At 32.8% G+C, this 23,057-nt stretch carries 19 protein-coding genes; all 19 read right to left on the bottom strand.

Features of this window, described 5'->3' with window-relative positions:
• Positions 1-4: 4 nt before the first annotated feature.
• The gene (locus tag RR561_RS04590) at positions 5-703 is read right to left on the bottom strand and encodes a TIGR03936 family radical SAM-associated protein (RefSeq protein WP_332506344.1); all 699 of its coding nucleotides are present in this window, start codon (positions 701-703) and stop codon (positions 5-7) included.
• Positions 703-2,562 carry a TIGR03960 family B12-binding radical SAM protein gene (locus RR561_RS04585; RefSeq protein ID WP_332506343.1) on the bottom strand — a complete coding sequence of 620 codons (1,860 nt, stop codon included), beginning with the start codon at positions 2,560-2,562 and terminating at the stop codon, positions 703-705. The genes RR561_RS04590 and RR561_RS04585 overlap by 1 nt, the downstream gene beginning before the upstream one ends.
• 191 nt (positions 2,563-2,753) lie before the next feature.
• A complete protein-coding gene (gene rodA, locus RR561_RS04580) occupies positions 2,754-3,872 on the bottom strand; it encodes a rod shape-determining protein RodA (protein ID WP_332506341.1) in 1,119 nt (372 codons plus the stop codon).
• Positions 3,853-5,100 (bottom strand): septum site-determining protein MinC, encoded by a 1,248-nt coding sequence (locus RR561_RS04575; RefSeq protein WP_332506340.1) that lies wholly within the window; start codon positions 5,098-5,100, stop codon positions 3,853-3,855. Before RR561_RS04575 ends, rodA begins: the two co-directional genes overlap by 20 nt.
• Positions 5,101-5,130: 30 nt before the next feature.
• Positions 5,131-8,202: a penicillin-binding transpeptidase domain-containing protein gene (locus RR561_RS04570; RefSeq protein ID WP_332506338.1), complete on the bottom strand. Its 3,072-nt coding sequence runs from the start codon at positions 8,200-8,202 to the stop codon at positions 5,131-5,133.
• A gap of 11 nt (positions 8,203-8,213) precedes the next feature.
• Positions 8,214-8,699, bottom strand: coding sequence for a rod shape-determining protein MreD (mreD, locus tag RR561_RS04565; protein ID WP_332506337.1), 486 nt, complete (start codon positions 8,697-8,699; stop codon positions 8,214-8,216).
• A gap of 8 nt (positions 8,700-8,707) precedes the next feature.
• Positions 8,708-9,598 (bottom strand): rod shape-determining protein MreC, encoded by an 891-nt coding sequence (gene mreC, locus RR561_RS04560; protein WP_334309589.1) that lies wholly within the window; start codon positions 9,596-9,598, stop codon positions 8,708-8,710.
• 3 nt (positions 9,599-9,601) lie between these two features.
• The gene (locus RR561_RS04555; RefSeq protein WP_332506334.1) at positions 9,602-10,651 is read right to left on the bottom strand and encodes a rod shape-determining protein; all 1,050 of its coding nucleotides are present in this window, start codon (positions 10,649-10,651) and stop codon (positions 9,602-9,604) included.
• A 939-nt stretch (positions 10,652-11,590) separates the two neighbouring features.
• Positions 11,591-12,274 carry a RadC family protein gene (gene radC / locus RR561_RS04550; RefSeq protein ID WP_332506333.1) on the bottom strand — a complete coding sequence of 228 codons (684 nt, stop codon included), beginning with the start codon at positions 12,272-12,274 and terminating at the stop codon, positions 11,591-11,593.
• Positions 12,275-12,529: 255 nt separating this feature from the next.
• Positions 12,530-13,399, bottom strand: coding sequence for an RnfABCDGE type electron transport complex subunit B (rnfB, locus tag RR561_RS04545; RefSeq protein WP_332506331.1), 870 nt, complete (start codon positions 13,397-13,399; stop codon positions 12,530-12,532).
• 16 nt (positions 13,400-13,415) lie between these two features.
• A complete protein-coding gene (gene rsxA / locus RR561_RS04540) occupies positions 13,416-13,991 on the bottom strand; it encodes an electron transport complex subunit RsxA (RefSeq protein WP_332506329.1) in 576 nt (191 codons plus the stop codon).
• Between the two features lie 13 nt (positions 13,992-14,004).
• The gene (locus tag RR561_RS04535; protein WP_332506328.1) at positions 14,005-14,598 is read right to left on the bottom strand and encodes an electron transport complex subunit E; all 594 of its coding nucleotides are present in this window, start codon (positions 14,596-14,598) and stop codon (positions 14,005-14,007) included.
• 14 nt (positions 14,599-14,612) lie between these two features.
• Positions 14,613-15,179, bottom strand: a complete 567-nt coding sequence (locus RR561_RS04530; protein ID WP_332506326.1) for an RnfABCDGE type electron transport complex subunit G — start codon at positions 15,177-15,179, stop codon at positions 14,613-14,615.
• Positions 15,179-16,165, bottom strand: coding sequence for an RnfABCDGE type electron transport complex subunit D (locus RR561_RS04525; protein ID WP_332506325.1), 987 nt, complete (start codon positions 16,163-16,165; stop codon positions 15,179-15,181). Before RR561_RS04525 ends, RR561_RS04530 begins: the two co-directional genes overlap by 1 nt.
• A 17-nt stretch (positions 16,166-16,182) precedes the next feature.
• Entirely contained in the window at positions 16,183-17,526 is a 1,344-nt protein-coding gene (gene rsxC, locus RR561_RS04520) for an electron transport complex subunit RsxC (RefSeq protein ID WP_332506324.1), read from the bottom strand.
• 326 nt (positions 17,527-17,852) lie between these two features.
• Positions 17,853-19,154 carry a pyrimidine-nucleoside phosphorylase gene (locus RR561_RS04515; protein ID WP_332506322.1) on the bottom strand — a complete coding sequence of 434 codons (1,302 nt, stop codon included), beginning with the start codon at positions 19,152-19,154 and terminating at the stop codon, positions 17,853-17,855.
• Between the two features lie 214 nt (positions 19,155-19,368).
• A complete protein-coding gene (gene deoC, locus RR561_RS04510; protein ID WP_332506320.1) occupies positions 19,369-20,016 on the bottom strand; it encodes a deoxyribose-phosphate aldolase in 648 nt (215 codons plus the stop codon).
• A 66-nt stretch (positions 20,017-20,082) separates the two neighbouring features.
• On the bottom strand, positions 20,083-20,910 hold the full coding sequence (locus RR561_RS04505; protein ID WP_332506318.1) for a carbon-nitrogen hydrolase family protein: 828 nt from the start codon (positions 20,908-20,910) through the stop codon (positions 20,083-20,085).
• 189 nt (positions 20,911-21,099) lie between these two features.
• Positions 21,100-22,938 (bottom strand): C40 family peptidase, encoded by a 1,839-nt coding sequence (locus tag RR561_RS04500; RefSeq protein WP_332506317.1) that lies wholly within the window; start codon positions 22,936-22,938, stop codon positions 21,100-21,102.
• Positions 22,939-23,057 lie beyond the last annotated feature (119 nt).

The raw sequence follows: 23,057 nt of genomic DNA, 5'->3' as shown, positions 1-23,057 counted from the left end.
ATTCTTATAGTGGAGAAACAAGCTCTCCTTGTATTTCAAAATAAAGATTATTCCTTTTTATATCTACATCTAAAGGATCTATCTCTATATCTAAGTACTCTAATAGCTTCGGCACAAAAACATTAGTATTTAAATTTTGCTTTGATCCAGTAGCTAATATTGAGGATATTGATATCTTTTCATCATCTACCTTTATTGTATCTATTGTTTTTATAAGCGGTCTAATATCAACCTCAACTATTCTTTTCTTTTTATTTCTTCTTGTAGTTATGATAGACTCACTACTTTTTAATTTCTCCAAATTTTCAAGTACAGTTTTTTCGTCAAATTTATTCACATTTGGTATATCAAATTCATAATCTCCAAAAACTATATTGGCAGCTAAAGCTCTTTCTCCACCTTCAAGCTCAATACATTTTTCAAATTGCATACCATCAGGAAGCTGTCTGTTAATCCTATCCATCAATTCTTGACAATTTATATCGTCTTCAATTTCTATATCTACGTATTCCCCGTAGCTTTCAACACCTAAAGCCAATGCGTTTCCATAACTCATTTTTGGATGTGGATTAAATCCTTTTGAAAATGAAAGCTCAACATCAGCTCTTCTAAATGCTCTTTGAAGAAGTCTTTGCACATCCAGATGGGATATATATATCATATCTTCATTTTTAACAAATTTTATTCTCATTGTTTTTGACATTAACATAACCCCCTTCCAATATCATGTACGTTGATACCACAGCCATTACAACCATGCCTACAATCTTCTGTTACCTTAGCCTGTTTTGCTGTTTCATTTTCTCTAACTAAAAATTCTTTTGTTACACCAACATCTATATGATCCCATGGGAAAACTTCATCGTATTCTCTTTGTCTATGTGCGTAAAAACTAGGATCTAAATTATTAACTTCCATTGCATTTAGCCATCTATCTAAATCAAAGTATTCTGACCAACCATCAAATTTCGCACCATTTTTAAAAGCTTCTAATAATACCTTACCTAATCTTCTATCGCCTCTAGCAAATACCGCCTCCATCAAACTTGTCTTTGAATCATGGTAGTTATATTTTATATTTCCATTTCTAAGTTTGCCTATTAGATGTTTTTGCTTATCTCTAATTTGTTCCTGAGTGTCCTGACCATGCCACTGGAAAGGTGTAAAAGGCTTTGGTACAAAAGTAGAAGTACTTACTGTCACGCCAAATCTTCCACCTATTCTACCGCCATGAACACCTTTATATATATCTATTACTTCATATGCAAGATCTCTTATACCATCTAGATCTTCATAACTTTCTGTTGGTAGTCCAATCATGAAGTATAATTTTACGCTATTCCATCCCATTTCAAATGCCTTACCAACTGCATTTCTCAGATCATCTTCAGTAACTCCCTTATTGATAACATCTCTAAGTCTTTGTGTTCCTGCTTCAGGAGCAAATGTAAGACCTGTTTTTCTTACCTGTTGCACCTTTTCTGCAATTTCCATAGAGAAGTTGTCAAGTCTAAGTGACGGAAGTGACACTCCTATATTCTGTGATGCGTATTCTTCTACCAAAAAATCTGTAATTTCTTGTATCTTAGAATAATCGCTTGTACTTAAAGAAGATAGAGAAATCTCATCATACCCTGTATTTTTTATCATATTATCGACTATTTCTTTTAGCCTATCAAGTGATTTTTCTCTTATCGGTCTATATATCATACCTGCCTGGCAGAACCTACATCCTCTTGTACAGCCCCTGAATAGCTCTAAAACTATTCTGTCATGTACAGTCTCTATGAATGGAACTATAAGTTTTTCTGGATATTCCGCCTCGTCCATATTTTCTATAATTCTTTTTCTAGGCTTATCTGGAACAAAATCTTTTAGTTTGTTTAATTTTTTAACAGTACCATCTTCATTGTATTCAAACTCATAAAAAGCTGGTATATAAACTCCCTCGATTTGAGATGCTATTTCTAGAAAACCTTCTCTTGTTTTTCCATTTTCGTAAGGATCTGTAGCAATCCACTCCTTGTATGCTCTTATTACGTCTAGATTCATATCCTCGCCTTCGCCAAGCACTACTATATCTACAAAATCTGCTAAAGGCTCAACATTATAAGCACAAGATCCTCCTACAAGTATAAATGGTTCTCTTTCTTTTCTATCCTTTGCTAGCAGTGGAATATCTGCTAAATCCATCATATTTAATATATTTGTATAACACATCTCATATTGAAGAGAAAATGTTACAAAATCAAAATTAGTGATTGCTTCCCTTGATTCTAGTCCAAAAAGAGGAATATTGTTTTCTCTCATCTTTTCTTCCATATCAACACCTGGAGCATATACTCTTTCGCAGAATACATCTTCTTCTTTATTTATACAGTTGTACAAAATATGACTTCCTAAATGGCTCATCCCAACTTCGTACATATCTGGGAAACAATGAGCATATCTTATCAATTTTTTATTTGAAGTATCTTTATGAATAGTATTTAATTCATTTCCAAGATATCTAGCTGGTTTTTCTACTTTTTTGAGTATACCTTTTATATTTACTTTCTCCAAAATTTACCTCCACAATCTTATCTTTACAATTATGTAGGGCTTCTATTTTTCAATACAAGCCCTTAAAATTAAATATTAATTTATTACCTATTACCTATTACCTATTACCTATTACCTATTACCTATTACCTATTACCTATTACCTATTCATTATACACTAAGAGTTCATATAATAAAATTTTATTTTATCCTTAATAAAGGTTCATTCTTTTTCTTCGCATATACACGTTGAGGACTATCCCAATATTTGCCATAGAAGTCAATATTGAGCTACCTCCGTAACTCACAAATGGAAGTGTTACACCAGTTACTGGCATCAAACCTACAGTCATTCCTATATTTTGTATTATCTGATAGGCAAACATACCTGTAATACCTGCCACTATAAATGTTCCATAAGTATTTTTTGACCTTTTAGCTATAGTCAAAAGCCTTGTTATCAACAAAATAAATAAAATAATTATAAACAACATTCCTAACAAACCGAATTCTTCTCCAATAACCGCAAATATAAAGTCGCTATCACGTACTGGAAGGAAGTTTTCTTGATTTTGTGAACCATTATATAAGCCTTTACCAGTTAATCCACCAGAACCTATCGCAATCATTGACTGCAACACCTGATAGTTACTGGAAGCTTCTGGATTAAAAAAGTTTACTATTCTAACCCTTTGGTGAGGTGCCATTAAAAAGAACATTACAGGAGCTAATATAATACCTGCAATTATAACATTTCTAATTATTTTTTTATCCAAACCAGCAATATAAAGCATGAAGAAAATAATGCACATAAATACTATTGCAGTACCTAGGTCAGGTTGTCCTAATAACAAACCTATAAACGGAAGTGCATATAAAATCAATTTTGCTAATGTTTTTAGTTCATTTATATTTTCTCTATTCATATCAACTATTTTAGCATAACTCAAAATAAAAGTTGTTTTTACTATTTCTGATGTTTGAAGATTGTAGCTACCTATACGAATCCAAGATCTAGCACCAAACTGCTTATCTCCTATTCCTGGTATCAAAACGATCAACAACATTAAGAAACTGAATATATATAGTTCTTTATAATACTTACCAATACTATTATAATCAAATAACAATAGAATTATTACTATCACTATCCCTAATGCAAATGCCAGTAACTGAGTAATCATCTGTTTAAAATCCCCAGTAACGTTCACATGTGTGGCACTACTCAACACAAGTATTCCAAAAGCAAATATTAATAAGACTATAGTAACCAATTTCCAATCAATATTTCTTATTATTCTCGCTTTTTTACTATAATCTATTTTTTTCATCATCCACCTCTTCCTCTATAAGCAGATCTTTTATTTTATCGACAAATGTTTTTCCTATTTTCTTTTCTTTATTTTCTTTAGAAATATCATTTGTATTGCTTTCAATTTTATCTGTTTTTTCATTTTTTATATCAAATGTCAACTTATCTAGCTTACTCTGTGATTTATTTTTTAAATGCTTATTTGACTCACTATCTTCTATTTCACTATCTTCGCTTATTTTGTTTTCTAAATGCCCGTCCAACTCTTTAAAAGAATTTCTTTTTCTAAGATTTTCCAATAAATTCAAAGTTTTACTTTCCTGTAAAGAATCTTGAACTTCATCTTCATCTTTTAAAATTTTTGTTTTTTTATGAAGTGGATTAATTTTTCTTCCACTACTTAAGGATTCTTTTTTAGAGTGATGTTTTATCTCATATGAAAAATCATCAAAGGATTGATTCTTTTCCATCATTACTCCTTGTTCTTCTATATCAAAAGCTCCATAACTGGTATCTTTAATACTTTCAGGAGCGTATTTAAATAAAACTTCTTTTTTCTGAGATATAGTAATCTCTTTGCTTTCATCAATATATGCTATTTCTGGATTGCTCATACTTGTTTTCCTCTTACTTATCACACTGTCACTTTGGCAATCAAATATTGCTAGCTTCTGAGAATTTATTTGTCTGGCTATAACACAGGCACTATCATTTCCATAAGCCCCTGCATATACCATTCCTCTTACTTCTCCCATTACTATTATATTTCCACCAGATATAACGGTTGAATCTATCTCAATACTTCCAAGAACAGTTATATCACAAGATGCTTTTATAACACAATTTTTAGGTGTAGTAGTCATTACAACCAAACTACCATTATAATCTATTACTTCACCTTGAGATAGATCCATTATATACATAGTTCTAATAGCTTTAAAAATAGCTGTTGCACCCTTGTATTCTTTTTGATTCATCTGTTCATTAAAGTGGAATTCATCTACACCAGTATACTTTATATCGTAGTTTTCATCTAAATATTCTATTATAAGCTTTTTTTGATATGGCGAAATATAATTACTGTCTATATCGGTTAATACTCCTCCAATAAAAAAGTTTGGGGATGACTTGATCTTGTTGGAGATTGAATCAAAAATAGACTCCATTGAACTTTCTCTGTCTATATACAGCACTAAACCTCGTCCAGTCCCTTTAAATTCAACTGCTTCTTTCTCCTTCAAGTTCATAATATCATCCCCTCAAACTAATATTCAAAACTATTCTACAGCTTTTATATCGCTGCTAACATCTCTTGTCCTATCCTCTGAATTATTATCATTCTCCGATTCTTCATTATTTTCTTCTTGTGATTTAGTACTTTCTTCATTACCTTCTGATTTTTCTTTTGCATTATCATCTTCAGTCGTAGCTTTTTTATCTTCCTTAGCATCCTTATCTTCTTCCTTTATAAGACCAAAGTACTGTCCCATGACTTCTCTTATTGGAAGAACAGCATAAGAACTCGATTCTCCTTGAGGTATTACACAAGCAACGGCAATTTCTGGGTCTTCTGCAGGTGCAAATGCTACACACCACGCAAATGATCCATAATCTGGCTTGAATTTGTCAATATCATCATCAGTAATCTTTCCATTTAAAGACTTTATTGCCTTTCTTAGGTAAAATGCATTTATTTTATCAGTGTCATCTAATTTTACTTTGACACCTCTTTCCAATTCTTTTTCATACTTTTCTTTGTCTTCCTCTTTTGTTTTAGGATCTTTAATCTTTGATTTTAATTCTTGTATCTTGGTATTAGTAAGTTCTATCTCTCTTTGTGATCTTAGTTCCCTATACCTTGCCAAAACATCCTCTTTCTCTACACCATATGAAGACAGGTGAGACATCAAATAATCATATTCGTTGTCACTAGGTATTTTACCACTTTTTTCTGCAGTACCGGTTTTAGAAGCTACCGTCACAGGGAAATCAGCAAAAGCTCTCTTTGCCAGACCAGTCTTAGATACCCTAACCATTCCCTCTGTCAATACATCTAAATTAGAATCATCCTTAAACTTGATTTTTTCAGATTTTTTCTTGGTTTTTTCAGTTACCTCTCCCTTTGGCGATTCTACCTTGTCTACTACATTCATATCTACAAGATATCCTCCATTGGCAATAGCTGCAATATATCTAACTATTTGTGATGGGTTATAGGCATTTTCACCTTGACCTATAGACAAGTTAAATGTATCACCTATGCCCCACTTAGCAAAATTAAAATAACTATAAACCATTAAATCTGCATCACTTTCAATATGTTCTTCCTTTACACCTAGCTTTCCTAATCTTTCCATAGTCTCTTTTCTTCCAGGTGTTTTTTCTTCATCGATCCAACTTACTATTTCATCTATTTTTTTCTCAAATTCATCTTTATCTTTATCATAATCAATTCCCTCAAAGTGATCTCTCATTTTTCTATCTAGAGCGACCTTTAATTGAGCTTTTGTGCCTTCAACCTTTTCAGTTTCACTAGGAACTTTTCCATTTCTTTCTTCAAGCTGATTTTCAAGACCAGTTCCTTCATTCAAACCGAATTTTTTGGCATATTCTAGAATCTTCTTTGCTCCCATACCAAGGTTTAGATCTTCTCCTGTAATCCAGTTTTTATCACTACCTATAATATAGAAGTATATATTACAAGATTCTTGTATAGCCTTGTATAAATTTTCAACTCCATGATTTTTTCCACCATGATGCCATACATAATCGGCAAAATCTCTTCCAGCAAATCTAATTACACCAGGGTCATTAATTGTATATCCTGGATCTAGTCCAGAATCTAATGCTGCCATAGCCGTAATTAACTTGAAAGTTGAACCTGGCTGGAAAGCTCCCTGAGTTGCAAGGTTTAAAAGTGGATTTGGAGCCAAGAAATCATTTGGATTTTTAGGAAGGTAACTATTATAATCTTCGGCGCTTATCCCTCCTGCAAACTTATTTGGATCATAGTCAGGATAGCTTGCCATAGACAGAACTTCTCCTGTTTTAACATCTATTGCAACCAAAGCACCCGATTTTGCATTCGGAGCATATTCTCCTATACTTATATTTCCAAACTGACTTTCAAATACAGAACCTGTTCTAGCTGAGTCAATAGCTCTTTCCAATGAATCTTCTGCTACTTTTTGTACCTTACTATCAATAGTTAGATAAACACTGCTTCCTGAAATAGGTGATACTGACTTCATCTCATCTATTACTCTACCTACACTGTCTACCTTCACTTCCTTATATCCTGATTTTCCTTTTAGTCTTTTTTCATAACTATGCTCTATTCCAGATAGACCTATTAAGTCATCTGGATTATATCCATCTTTCTTTAGTTCTTCTGCCTTAGATGATGGTATTTTACCAACATATCCAAGTACATGTGATGCCAAATCCTTTTCTGGATATACTCTTTTTTGTTCTACTGCAACCGACACCCCTGGTAGTTTCATAGCATTTTCCTCTATCTGAGCAACAGTTTCTTTTTTAATTCCCTTTGCTAGAGTTACTGGGTTGTACTGAGTATACACATTCGATTTTAACATATCTCTAACTAACATTATCTTTCTAGCTTCACTGTCAGACATGCTGACATCTATTTTATAGTATTTATTTCTTATTAGATCAAAAGCTTTTTTAGCTGATATATTTTCATCCAGTTTGTAGCTTTCGAGCCAATCATTTTTATTCTTTTGTTGAGTAAACATCCAGTCATTTACCAATATTGGAGGATAATATCCCAAAGAATTCATTTTTGATTGAAGTTCCAATGGTTCCATACCTCTATCAGAGGCAGATAGTATTCCATTATCAATTAAAGAATCTACCATGTAATAGAAACATTTTTTAGGTGAAAAATTCTTTGGTATTCCATTTTCTGACTTAAATTGTTCAATCTTTTTATCAAAAGTAAAGTAGTACTTCCCATCTTCTATGACAATAGGAAATTCATCAGTATATTCTTCCTCATTTCTTTCCAAAATATTGATTATAGAATAAGCAATTCTATTTGGACCATCTTTCTCACTTTTTCCAACCTTATTAAAGGTATCTGCTACAATCTGCACAGTAAACTCTGGTTTATTACCTGCGAGTAAGACCCCATTTCTATCTTTTATCTCTCCTCTAGGTGCCTGAACCATTATTTGTTTATATGTCTTTTGATTTGCTAACTCTAAGTAATGAGAATTTTTAACGGTAGTCATATACACGATTTTACCTAATATCACAATAAGTACTACTATTATTATTTTATTAATAGTTTTTAATCTTTTTTTAATAATTGTATTCTTATTCATATCTGCCACCACTATTCTTCTCTTAATTTTTTGAGTCTGTCCTCAAATATAGTATATGCAAAAAATGCAACTAATGTATTTGCCGCTGGTATTACTACAATACACTTTATCAGAGCTATTATAATGGGTGTAGGAACGAAAAATATCGCTGAGAACACTGCACTTATAATAGAGTAAAAGACACTTACAATAGCTACTAATAGGCAGACTATACCCCTTTTATCTTTGAATATAGACTTCTCTACCATCGATATAAAATAAGATACTACCAAAAATAAAATCGCACTAACTCCGACTATACCCCCAGACATAAAGTCGCTGATTAATCCCAACAGGCCGCACAAAATCAATGAATTATTCTTGTCTATATATAAAGAAATAAATATTATATATATCAGTAAAAAATTCACACTGACAAAGGAGTTGATAAAATTCGTAAAGAATACCTCTATCAACATAATTATCAAACCAATTATAAAAAGTATTATATTTTTCATTTTATCACCTACTCCAACTTTCTTGGAGGTATAATACTCACATCATCTATTTTCTTAAAATCTACATTTGGTCTAACCTTTATTATTTTCATAGACTTACTTTTATCATTAATTACCTGTGTAACCTTACCTATAGGTATGTTTTCTGGATATAAACCTAATCCAGATGTCACAATTTCATCGCCTTTTTTAACCTTTGATCTTGAATCAAACAAGTACCCCTGTAGAAGTTTGTCCATATCTTTCAGATCGGATTTTCCTACAGCAGAAGATGTTGTGATAACACCTTTATAATCTTCTTTTCCTACTATTTTAAAACTTACAGAAGCCCTAGAATCAATTAAAGATATTGCTTTAGAATAGTTATTGTTTACACTATAAACTATTCCTACAACACCTTTGCCATTAATTACTACGCTATCTTCTTTTATTCCTTTATCAGCACCTGCATCTATAATAAAAGACTGATACCAATCCCCATCATTTTTACCTATTACTCCTGCTGATACAAATTTTTCCTTTTGATCTCCTTGAACATAGTTCAAGGAGTCTTTTAAACTTTCAAGTGACTTTTGTTTATTTTCATCACTTTTTATATCTATTATCTCCTGCTTTAACTTTTCATTTTGTTTAGTTAGCGTCTTCACTTTATCAGAATTATTTCTAAAATTAGCAAGATCACCTATAAATCCTCCAGTTGCTTGAACAACCTTATTCGTGTGTTTTCCTACATCATAGAAAAACTCTGAAACAGTGTTATCTTTTAAAAATGATAGTTTGTCGTTACCAGAAATAGACATTACAGATACTACTATTAATGCCGCGACTACTCCAGTTGTTATTATAGACTTGATAGTGAATCGTGACCTATTGTCCTTCTTTAACTTCAAAACAATCACCAACTAACTTTCTGCATTAATCTTTACAATACTATTAAAGATAAGCTCATTTTCAATTGATCTACCTGCTCCTATAGCAACACTCTGTAGTGGATTTTCTGATATATGCACATCAAGTGCAGTTTCAGACTCTATTAACTTATCCATACCACTAAGAAGAGATCCTCCACCTGTCAGATAAATTCCTTTTTCCATAATATCAGATGCTAATTCTGGAGGAGTTTGCTCAAGAGTAGTTCTTATTTCTTCAACAATTTCAGCAATCGGTTCTCTAAGAGCCTCTCTTACTTCAGTAGAACCTATAGTAATAGTTCTTGGAAGTCCAGTTAGTATATCTCTACCGCTAACATTGATTTCTTGCTCTGTTTCAGAAGCATAGGCTGAACCTATTGCAAGTTTAATATTTTCAGCTGTTCTAGAACCTATGACTATATTGTATTCTCTTCTTACAAAGTTTTCTATAGCCTCATCAAACTCATTTCCACCAATTCTGATTGAATTTGCTACCACTATTCCTCCAAGTGAAATAACTGCTATTTCCGAAGTCCCTCCGCCTATATCAACTATCATATTTCCCTCAGGATCATTGACATTTAAGTCTGCTCCAATAGCTGCTGCCATAGGTTCTTCTAATATATATACTTCTCTTCCACCTGCTTGTATAGCTGCTTCTTCAATTGCCTTTTTTTCTACCTTTGTAATACCATATGGTACACAGATTACTATTCTAGGACTTACTACACCCTTTGAACCCTTTTGTATAAAATAGCTAATCATAGCCTGTGTTGCTTCAAAATCTGCTATAGCTCCTTCATTTATAGGTTTAATTGCAACTATATTTTCAGGTGTTCTACCTATCATCTCACTTGCTTTCTCACCTACTGCCAATATTTCATTATTATCTTCTCTTATTGCTACCACAGAGGGTTCATCTACTACTATCCCCTGACCTTTTATGTATACCAAAGTATTTGCTGTCCCCAAATCAATACCCATATCATTTGTAATTATATTATTAATATTTGATCCAAAAAATTTGCTAAAGAATCCCATCTTTTCCTCCTATGCTTTAATAATTATTCATTTAAAACATCAATATAATACCAGACAATATATACAAATATTATATTATAATGTTATATAAACATGTATTTTAAATTTAACTTATATAGATTCATTTTATAATAAAAATTCACTCTATTCAATAAATATCAAGATCTAAACTAATTCCCAAACAAACAAAATATTTTCTTTCAATAAAATACCCTTTCTTTAAAGAGATTCTTTATTTCAAAGCATAAATTTTTTACAATTAATTTTGAGTCTATAAATCTAGATAATGCTTATATAACCGCTGTTTATTTACATTTTTTCTCTACTATAGTATATCACATCCGTGACAAATATAACATAACAACATTGATACAACTAACTAATTAAATATAGTCATATCACTTTCAAAAGTTACATTTTGTATCAAATTAATCTAATTTTATTATTATACAAATAAATATTAAGAAAGTGATAAAAATTACTGTTATTTATATTTTAGACAATAGAGGCCACTAATTTATATATTTATTTAAAATATATAAATTCTTTTTACGCAATTTATATTTATTTTGCCTGCGTTTTTTAATAAATTATAAAATATATGAGAAATTTAATACATGCTCATATATTTTTATAGCTTATTTACAATATATTTTTTTGCCACATATTTATAGATAGACTATATCATAAAAGATATATATTAAGTTCATCTTTTACTGATTTTTAACTACTTTTCCCTTAAGTATAATCAATATTTTCGAGATTTATATTTACATTATATCCTCAAAATACCAATATTCACTTGATGTAGAGAGAAATAGATACAATTCTTTTTAGAAATCTATTAAAATTGCATATTTATAATACTAATATACTACATTTTTCTTAATTTGAGTTAAACCACAAGTTTTTTTAATGAATTTTTGAAATTTTATTTACTTAAATGTCACCCTCTTCCTTAAGGCTATAGTATATTCCATCTCCAATTATAATATGATCCAAAACATCTATTCCTATAATATTTCCTGAACATATCAGTCTTTTACTTATCTTTTTATCCTCTTCAGATGGGCTAGGATTTCCCGATGGGTGGTTGTGCATCAAAATTACCGAATTTGCACTTCTTTTTATTGCTTCTACAAACACCTCTCTAGGGTGTACAATTGAACTATTTAAACTTCCGACAGACACATCTATATCACATATTATTTCATTTTTAGTATTTAGTAAGATAACCTTAAAAATTTCTTTTTGCAGATACCTCATCTCCCCCATGTAATATATGTATACATCCCAAGGATTTTTAATTTTATATCTTTCAGGAATATACTTGTCCACTCGATTCCCTAGCTCAAGAGCCGCTTTTATTATTGTAGCCTTTGATGGTCCTATACCTTCTAACATGCAAAGCTCCTCTATAGTGAGCTTTTGTAGTCCTCTTATTCCATCAACACTCTTATTTATTATTTCTGAGCTCAAAGCCACTGCATCTTTTTCCTTGCTTCCTGTTCTAATTAAAATAGCTAACAATTCAGCGTTTGATAAGTACTTCACTCCCTTACTTATCATCTTTTCTCTTGGTTTTTCTTCGTCTAACAAGTCTTTTATTTTTATTGATGTCATTTTTCTCTCCTATTTATACACATATCTCTCTATCTATACACATACTTCTCTATAATAGTAAGCATAAATCTATAGGCAATTAAAATAATAAATAACATCAATTAAATTTAAACACTTAAATATCATCTACTCAGCTAGTTATCTAATAACTCGAATCTGTTTAATAACAAAATCAAATAAAAAAAAGCTATCATGAATTAAAATTCATAATAGCTTTTGATAATTTCTTATATACAATCTAAAATAGAATAAATATTATTCAGATTTAGCTTCTGCCTTTGCGTCTTCCTTAACTTCTGGAGTTGTAGTTGCTTTAGCAGCTACTGCAGGCTTTTTTCTTTCCTTAGGCTTAATAACCTTAGTTGGGCACTTATTAGCACACTTGTTACACTGCTTACATTTGTCATAGTCTATACGAGCTAACTTATTTTCAAATATGATAGCATCAAATGGACATTCCTTGAAACAAATTCCACAACCTATACAACCAACTGAGCAATTATCCTTTACAGCCTTACCAAAATCATTTGACATACACTCTACAGTTACTTCTTTGTTAACTGGCTTCTGTTCTATAAGTCCCTTTGGACATATATCTACACACTTACCACAGTTAACACATTTTTCTTCATCTACTACTGCTACTCCATCTACTATATGAAGAGCATCAAATGCACAAACCTGAACACAAGTTCCTAGACCTAAACAGCCATATGAACAACCTTTTGGTCCCCCTATCAATGAAGCTGCTGCTCTACAATCCTGTATTCCATTGTACTCATATTTATTCTTAGTAGCCTCACAAGTACCCTTACATCTAACATGAGCCACCATCTTTTCACCTGAACCAGCTTCTACGCCCATGATGTCTGCAACTTTTTCTGCAACAGCCACGCCACCAACTGGACAACCATTTACTGGAGCATCGCCTTTTGCAATTGCTGCTGCTAGACCACCACAACCTGGGTATCCACAACCACCACAATTTGCACCTGGCAATACTGTTAATATTTCAGCTTCCCTTTCATCCACTTCAACTGCGAACTTCTTTGAAGCAAAGTCAAGGATCATACCAAAGATTAGACCGAGTACTCCTAGTACTACTATAGCATAAACAATAACCATTCTTTAGTACCTCCCCTTATAATTTTATTAAACCTGTAAAACCTAAGAAAGCAATTGACATTAGGCTGGCAGATATTAGTGTTATAGGGAATCCTTCAAACGCTTCTTGAATATCAGCCAATTCAAGTCTTTCTCTTATACCTGCAAATATTACTATTGCAAGAGTGAAACCTATACCGGCACCAGCGCCGTTTACTAGAGTTTCTATTACGTTATAACCTTTTGTTATATTAACTATTGCTATACCTAGAACGGCACAGTTAGTAGTTATCAATGGAAGATAAACTCCCAACGCTTGATATAGAGATGGAGAAGTCTTCTTAATTACCATCTCAACAAACTGTACTATTGAGGCAATAACAAGTATAAATGCTATTGTCTGCAAAAATCCTAGACCAAATCTATCCAATATCATTTGGATAAAATATGTTATCACTGAAGCCAACGCTATAACAAACGTAACGGCCACACCCATACCGATAGCTGTATCTGTCTTCTTAGAAACACCTAAGAAAGGACAAATACCAAGGAACTGAGAAGTGATAACGTTGTTTACAAGAACTATATATATAAATAATAGTATTAAATTCATTATCTACACCCCTTTACGCCTTTTTCTTAATCATCTTGTTGAATATAGCCATTAGGAATCCTAGAGTAAGGAACGCTCCTGGAGGAAGTATAAATAGTAATGTATTTACACTTGATGGTAAAAATACAAAACCGAATATGCTACCTGCACCAAGAATTTCTCTTACTGCACCTAGTATTGTAAGGGCTAAAGTAAATCCAAGACCCATACCTATACCATCTACAAATGATGCGCCTGGACCATTATTGAAAGCAAAACTTTCTGCTCTTGCAAGTATGATACAGTTAACGACTATAAGTGGTATATAAAGACCTAGAGCTTTATCTAAAGCTGGAACATAAGCCTTTAATAACATCTGTACTATTGTAACGAAAGTAGCTATAACTACTACGAAACAAGGTATTCTTATTTTATCTGGAACTACTTTTCTAAGAAGTGATATTGCTAAGTTTGAACAAGCAAGAACCACTGCTGTGGAAAGACCCATACCTATACCATTTATTGCTGAGCTTGTAACAGCAAGTGTTGGACACATACCTATTACCTGTACGAAAGTAGGGTTCTCGTCAATTAGACCATTTTTAAATATTTTACCTAAATTACTCATATCTAACCCCCCTCTTATTTACTTAAGGCTTCAAATACCATAACTGCATCATTTACACCACTAGTAACTGCCTTTGATGTAATTGTTGCACCAGATATTGCCTTAATTTCATTTTCACCTGGTGAACCGCTTTTGATAACTTCTAGTTCTTTGGCATCTTTATCTTTATACTGATCACTAAAAGCAGGATCAGCAGCCTTTGCACCTAGACCTGGAGTTTCTGTATTGTTACCAACATTTACTCCTGTTATCTTACCGTCTTTACTAATACCTATAGTAAGCTCGATTTCTCCACCGTAACCTGATGGCTTAGACTTGATAGTATATCCAACCTCGTCTGAACCGTTACTGCCTTCGAATACTTCAGATATAGTAGCTGCCCCAGCTGATTTATAAGAAGAACTTTCAACTTCCTTAAATTCTTTTGCTTCTGGAAGAACTTGAACTCTAGCTTCATTATTAGCTTTTTCATTACGTTGTTCTATCATAGGTGCAGTTATCTGGTCGGTACCAGCAAGTAGTAATGCTGAAACGGCACAAAACGCAAAAAGAGTTCCACCTATTTTAAACATACTATTCATTATTTACGCACCTCCCCAAATACTTTATTATGTACATATTTGTCAATCAATGGTACTAGACAGTTGGCAAATAGTATAGAATAAGATACACCTTCTGGGTAACCACCGTATAATCTTATACAAGTAGCTATTATAGCCGCAATTGCAGCATATATTATCTGACCTTTCTTAGTCATTGGTGAAGTAGTGTAGTCTGTTAACATGAACATACCACCTAGAAGTAATCCACCTGCTAAAGTTTGATATAAAGCAAACTCTGCATTGAATCCACCAAGCAAGAAAGTAAGTATAAATACTAAACCTATATATGTAACTGGCATTACATATGAAATGATACCTTTGTAAATTAGATATATACCGCCAATTATTAGTAATAACGCGCATGTTTCACCAACAGTACCGCCTATATTACCCATAAACATTTGACCTATAGATATTCCAGCCTCGTGAAGTTTATCAACTGCACCTGAAGCTGTTCCCATTCCCTCTGCACCAGCTAGCTTCATGTAGCTTAATGGTGTTGCAGAAGTTATTGCATCAGGATTATTTCCTGGAGTCAACCAAGTAGTCATAGCTACTGGGAAAGACGCTAGCAAGAAAGCTCTTCCTGCTAATGCTGGGTTAAGGAAGTTACATCCTATACCGCCAAATAACATTTTAACTACTACTATTGAGAATATTGAACCCAATACACACATCCATACAGGAAGCCCTGCTGGAACGTTAAAAGCAAGTAGTAAGCCTGTTACTACTGCTGATAAATCATTAATAGTAGATTTCTTTTTAGTAATCTTGCAGTAGGCCCATTCAGAACCCACAGCACCAATAACGCAGGCTAAAATAGTAACCAAGCCACTTACTCTAAAGTAGTACAAGCCAGCTAAAGTTGCTGGAAGTAGCGCTATTAAAACTTGCTTCATTATATATGAAGTATCTTCCTTACTCCTAATATGAGGTGAAGAAGATACTATCAACTTATTATCCATCACTCGTTCCCCCTCTATTATTTCTTTTGTGCTGCAGCAGCTTTTCTTCTCTTAGCACCGATTTCTTTCTTTGCCTGTCTGATTGAAGGTAATAAAAGTCTTCTTGAAGGACAAATGTATGAACATGATCCACATTCTATACAATCCATCGCTCTATGCTTTTCTGCTTCATCAAAATTATTTTTTAACGAATATGCACTTATGAATAACGGCTGAAGGAATGCTGGACATACGTCCGCACATCTTCCACACTTTATACAGTTCATCTGTTCTGGAGCTCTAGCCATATCTTCATCTAAGATTAGTATGCCTGAAGAACCCTTATTAGTAGAGATATCATCTGTAAATTGTGCTAGACCCATCATTGGTCCACCTGCAATAAGCTTGCTAGCGTTTACGCCTTCTTTTATACCACCGCATTGTTCGATAAGTTCACTAAACTTAGTACCTACCTTTGTTATTAAGTTTTTAGGTTCCTTTATACATGGACCTGTTATAGTAGTAATTCTTTCTACTAAAGGCATACCTTCTCTAATAGCTTTTGCTATAGCAGCAGATGTAGCTACGTTATCTACAACTGCGCCTGCAGCTATTGGAAGCGCTCCTGAAGGAACTTCTCTCCCTGTACAAGCATAAATTAACTGCTTTTCTGCACCTTCTGGATACTTAACCTGTAGGCTTACTACTTCGATTTCAGGGTATGCGTTTGCAGCTTCAACCATATTCTTAATAGCTTCTGGCTTATTAACTTCTATCCCTATGAAACCTTTCTTTACATCCAATACCTTCATCAATGCTCTTAATCCGTACACAACTGTTTCTGGGTGCTCCACCATCAATCTATCATCTGCTGTTAGATATGGTTCACACTCAGCACCATTTAGTATTACGTATTCTGCCTTTGAGTCTGGTGGAGGAGATATTTTAACGTGGTTAGGGAAAGTTGCACCACCCATACCAACTATACCGGCCTCCTTAATAATAGCAACAATTTCATCTCTCGATAAGTCTTCTATTTCACCATGTGGTTTAACGTTTTCATGCAGTTCTTCCTTGAAATCATTTTCAATAACTACACACATAGCAGTACCACCTGGTACGCCGCATTCCTTAATGGATTTCACGACACCAGATACTGATGAATGAATATTAGAAGATACAAACCCCTGAGCTTCACCAATTTTTTGACCTAACTTTACTTCATCCCCAACTTCTACGATGCATTTTGCTGGTGCACCGATATGTTGCTGAAGAGGAATATAAACAGTCGAAGGAGCTTTTGCTCTCTCAATTGGTTTCTTGTTTGCGTACTCTTTTCCATATGGAGGATGTATACCTCCCTTAAAAGTTAAGAGTTTCATCATGTTACCTCCTATTCATAACTAATATTTACTTTTTCCTCTATACTAGTATACAACATTTATGTGTATAAATCCATATTTTTATATCATAATTAATATGTGTGTTATTGTCTTTTTTTTGACTAATAGAGCGTTTTTTTAATTGAGAATGTTATTTCAATACAATATCTTATAATTAACATTAATTAATTATACTTAATGTGTTTTTTTCTATATATTATGAATTTTTACACAAAAATAAGAATCTCCATAAATTTATGAAGACTCCTATTTCGTATAGCTTATTTATTTAATTATTGTTGTTTTTTAATATTCCGACACTTTTTTTACTTTAATATTTCTTCGACAATCTTTGTATGTTCTGGCATATAATCTGAATAGCTAAATGCACTATATAATCTCTCTATCCAATCTAAACTCAAACTTTCATCATGATAAACGCTACATAAGCTATCGCCTTCACATATCTTCTCAGTTTTTTTTACATTTAACTTTAGGCCGACCGCATAATTAATTTCATCTTCTTTTGAAGCTCTTCCCGCACCTAATTGCATTGCTAATATACCAAGTTTCTGTGAATGTATTGTATTGATATATCCCGATTTTTTTGATTTTATTTCCGTGATGAACTTAGACTTAGGAAGCAGCTCGGTGTTTTTTATTTGTTCTATATTCCCTCCCTGAGCTTTCACCATTTGAATAAATTTTTCATATGCCCTACCAGAAGATATAGATTCTTCAAGCATTTTTCTTGCTTCCTTTTTAGTGCTTGCAATATTTCCCTGAATTAACATAATTTCACCTGCACACATACATAGTTCTGTAAAATCTTTCGGTCCTCTTCCTTGTATTGTTTCTACAGCTTCTTTTACCTCCAAAGCATTACCTATAGTGTTTCCTAAAGGTTGATTCATATCAGTGATCATAGCCATAGTGCTTTTTCCCAAGCTATTGCCTATAGATATCATTGACTTTGCAAGTTCCCTAGCATCTTCTACTGTATGCATAAAAGCACCTTCACCGTATTTTACATCCAACAGGATACTATCTGACCCTGATGCAAGCTTCTTTGACATAATAGAAGAAGCTATCAAGGCTGTAGAATCCACGGTAGCTGTAACATCTCTAAGTGCGTAAAGTTTCTTATCTGCTGGTACCAAATCTCCAGTCTGACCAATAATTGCAAGACCTATTTCATTTACCTGTTTTTTAAAGTCATCTTCACTTAGAAATATGTTAAAGCCTTCTATAGATTCTAGTTTATCAAGAGTTCCTCCTGTATGACCTAATCCCTTACCAGACATTTTTGCTACCCTTAGCCCACAAGATGCTACCATAGGACAAAGTGCTAAAGAAGTTTTATCACCTACCCCACCTGTTGAGTGTTTGTCAGCTTTTATTCCTGGAATATCTGACAAATCTATTATATCTCCGCTATTTCTCATTGCTTCTGCCAATATAGCAGTTTCATATTCATTCATTCCATTAAAAAATATCGTCATTAACAAGGCACTTGTCTGATAATCTGCTACACTTTCATCACATACTCCATCTATCCAAAACTTTATTTCTTCTTCTGTCAGTGCTTGGTTTATCTTTTTTTTCTCTATTATATCTAAAATCCTCATATTTCCCCTCCGAATCTAGGTCAGCTTTTGAAAAATCCATTAAAATTAATCCTAAAGTAAAAATAGATAGTTACCCTATATTAAAATCATCTACAAATTTTTATAAATAATCAGGAATCTCTTTTTTATTTCTTCTAATAATTAAAAGCTCCTATACTGACCTTGTTTGCTATGTTGATTTCTAATCCATTTTCAAATAATTAAAATCTCTTACCTACAATACCAACATTTTAACAGCAGAGCTTGTCCCTATCCTATCACAACCAGCATTCAAAAAATCAATTAGGTCTTCTATTGATTTAACTCCACCTGCAGCCTTTATTTTAACATCTCTTCCTATATTTTTTTTAAAAAGAATAATATCTTCCATTGTAGCTCCAGAACTTCCAAATCCAGTTGAAGTTTTGATATAATCTGCCTTAGCATTAGTAATTGCTTTGCACATAGCTATTTTTTCTTTTTCATCTAGATAACAACTTTCAATTATAACCTTTAGTATTTTTTCTCCACATATATTCTTTAATTCTCTTATTTCTTCTTCCACTTTATTGTAGTCTTTATTTTTTACATCAGATATATTTACTACCATATCTATTTCATTAGCTCCATTGCTAATGGCATCTTCAACTTCTTTTATCTTTGATCCAGTAGAGTTATATCCCAATGGAAATCCAACTACCGTGCATATGTTTATATCCTCACCATACTTTTTTCTTACTCTTTTTACATACGTTTGAGAAATACATACTGAGGCGGTCTTATATTTAAGAGCTTCATCACAAAGTAACTGGATATCTTCCCAAGTAGAAAAAGCCTTTAACAATGTGTGATCTATATGAGATAATATTTCTTGTCTATTCATTTTTCTTCCTTTCAAATAAAATATTTATATATTTTCTTGATTTGATCAATTAGTAGATATTAGATTTTATACATTTATCTTTAGAGCATATTTATCTTTTCTCAAATGTTTCAATAATGGTAGTTCTTTTCTTACTTTAGCAAGCTTTCCACTATTGACTTCTGAATAAAGGATCTTTTCATCTATCCCAGCAGAAGCTTCTATAGTTCCCCAAGGGCTCACTACCATAGAATTAGCATATGAAACATATGATGAACTTTCGTCTCTTGCAGGAGCCGCTGCAATCATATATATCTGATTATCTACTGCCCTCATTCTTATTGACATTTCCCAATGAGCAGGTCCTGTTGTCATATTAAAGGCTGCTGGAAGTAATACCACTTCTGCACCTAACATGGTCATAGCTCTAAAATACTCTGGAAATCTTACATCATAACAAATTGCTATCCCGATTTTTCCTAGATCAGTGTCCACTACAGTAAAATCATCACCTGGAGTCAGTACATCACTTTCTTTAAATTTTTGCCCACCTTCAATATTTATATCAAATAAATGCATTTTTCTATGCTTAGCTATTAATACACCTTCTCTATTATAAAAATAAGATGAATTATATATTTTTCCATCAGATTTTTCTGGTATTGATCCTGCTAACAAGTATATGCTACTTTCCTTGGCAGCTTTCATCATAGCCTTAGATGTCTCTCCAGGAAACTCTTCAGCATACTCAGAGAAACACTGATTGTTATAAGGGCACATAAATATTTCTGGAAGTAGCACTAGTTCCGCTCCATTATCGGCAGCTTCTTTAATCATACGAATTGCTTTTTCAATATTTTTAACTTTATCATTGCCAACATTCATTTGTACAATTCCAACTTTAAAATTCTTCAATTCAAACTCCTCTCAATATACAATCTCTTAGTATCTATTTTAGATTAATTCACAAAAATTATCCACAGTTTTATAGTTTTTTCCACAGTCAGTATTTTATTTTTTCTAACAAAACAATATTTTATTTTCTATATCAAAAATAGCACTGCAGAAATTTCCGCAGTGCTATATAATATTCTATTTAATTGATTAAGCGAATCTTCTAGCTCCTAGACATTTAACCCATCTTTCAGAAAGACTTGATATCTTTACATATTCTGGATTAGATGCACTACCACTCGCATGTATAAACTTACCATCACCTAGATATATACCTACATGACTAGTTCTTCCTCCACCCATTGTATCAAAGTATAATAAATCTCCAGCTTTGGCATTACTCATAGACACTGCTGAACCAGCATTTGCCTGATCTCTAGAAACTCTTGGTATATTTACACCCAAAGCATTCTTATATACATATTGAGTAAATCCTGAACAGTCAAATCCAGCCGTAGTAGTTCCACCCCATGAGTATTTTACCCCTAATAGAGAAGTTGCTGTATCAACTACCTTTTGTCCAGCAGCTGTTGTATTCGAACCTGGATTCTTATCTGGTGTCTTATCCGGATTCTTATTTGTATCCTGTCCATCTTCTTTTATATTTCCTGAACCATTATTATTGTTGTTATTATTTGGATTACTTGGTGTAGTCTTTGTTACATATCCTGCGCCAACATACCCAGTCTGTCCATTTTCAAGCTTAACCTTATACCAACCATTTTCTTCTCCAATAATATTTACTACTGAATTATGATTTAAAGTTGTTATTACAGACGTATTAGTCCCTGCACCTGATCTTACTCTTAGGCCAACAGAACTATTTACCTTACCCTGATTAGAGTTTTGCTTATTCTGTTCTTGCTGTTTGTTGTAATCATCAATATTTGTCTTATCTTCTGTAACAGTCATATCAATATACTTACCATTAGCCCATCCAGTTGTACCATCATTTAGCATTACCTTTACCCAACCGTTTGGATCTTTTTCAAGTACTTTGAATATTTCGCCTCTATAAATAACGCCAGAAACACCATTAGAAACTGAAGGGCCTACTCTTACATTAAGAAAATCTGTAGAAGTTACCTTACCATTAGCCTCTTTATCACGCTGATCTGTCTTGTTATTATTAAGAACATCTTCTGTTGATGCCTTATCTTCTGTTTTTACTGTTTCATTTTCTTTCTTTGCTTCTTCATCTCCAGCTACGTAATATCCACTTATCCATCCGATTTGTCCATTTTCAGTTTGAACTTTTGTCCATCCATTTTTTCTTTCCAAAACAGTTAGTTTTTCGCCAGCCTTAAGCTCCATTACCTTACCAGAAGTTACATCAGCCTCTTCTCTAAGGTTTGTTGCTGTAGTTGTCTGTGGAGTTTTCTTATCTGAAGCATCATCTGTAGTTGCAGCTGCATCTGTCTTAATATTTGTAGTCGCATCTGCATTCTTATCTTCATTTGTATCTGTTACATTCTTGTCTGCATTCACATTTGTTGCTTCTGCATTCACGTTCTTATCTGTATTTTCATTTGTTGCTTCTGCGTTTACATTCTTATTTTCATTTGCAGTATTTACATCTTTATTTGTATTATTATTATTAACATTCTCATCTATCTTATTTACTTCTTCACTTGCAGTTGCTTCTTCATTTACAGCTACTGCATTTGCACTTCCATTTGTTGTCTTTACATTGTTTGTCTCTTGTTTTGGAAATGCTGAAACATTGTTTGAAGTCGAGTTTGTATTTACACTTGTCGCTTCTCTAGTAGTATTTGTTTCTGTAGCTGTTACTGTCTTTATATTGTTCCCAGTAACTGCATTTGACGTTGGAAGTTCTGAGACTTTATTTGAAGTTGCATTTTCCTGTGCATCTTTATGGTTAATAGTTGTAGTTGCCTCTGTCGCTTGTTGTTCCATAGCGCTAGCATTTGAAACCGAAATGGCTACAGCTGCTGCACTTAACCCTAATACTGTAATTGCTTTATTCATCTAATTCTCACCTCTCGTAATTTTTCTTTCTATCATCATATTTATAGTAACTTGACGACCAATTATTTGTCGAAAACTTTTGTTACTATTTTTAAATTTTATTTTTTAAATTCGTATTT

The organism is Peptostreptococcus sp., from assembly GCF_036639115.1.
Lineage (GTDB): Bacteria > Bacillota > Clostridia > Peptostreptococcales > Peptostreptococcaceae > Peptostreptococcus.
Note: the sequence above shows the minus strand (reverse complement) of the source record. Positions and strands in the feature narration are given on the sequence as shown.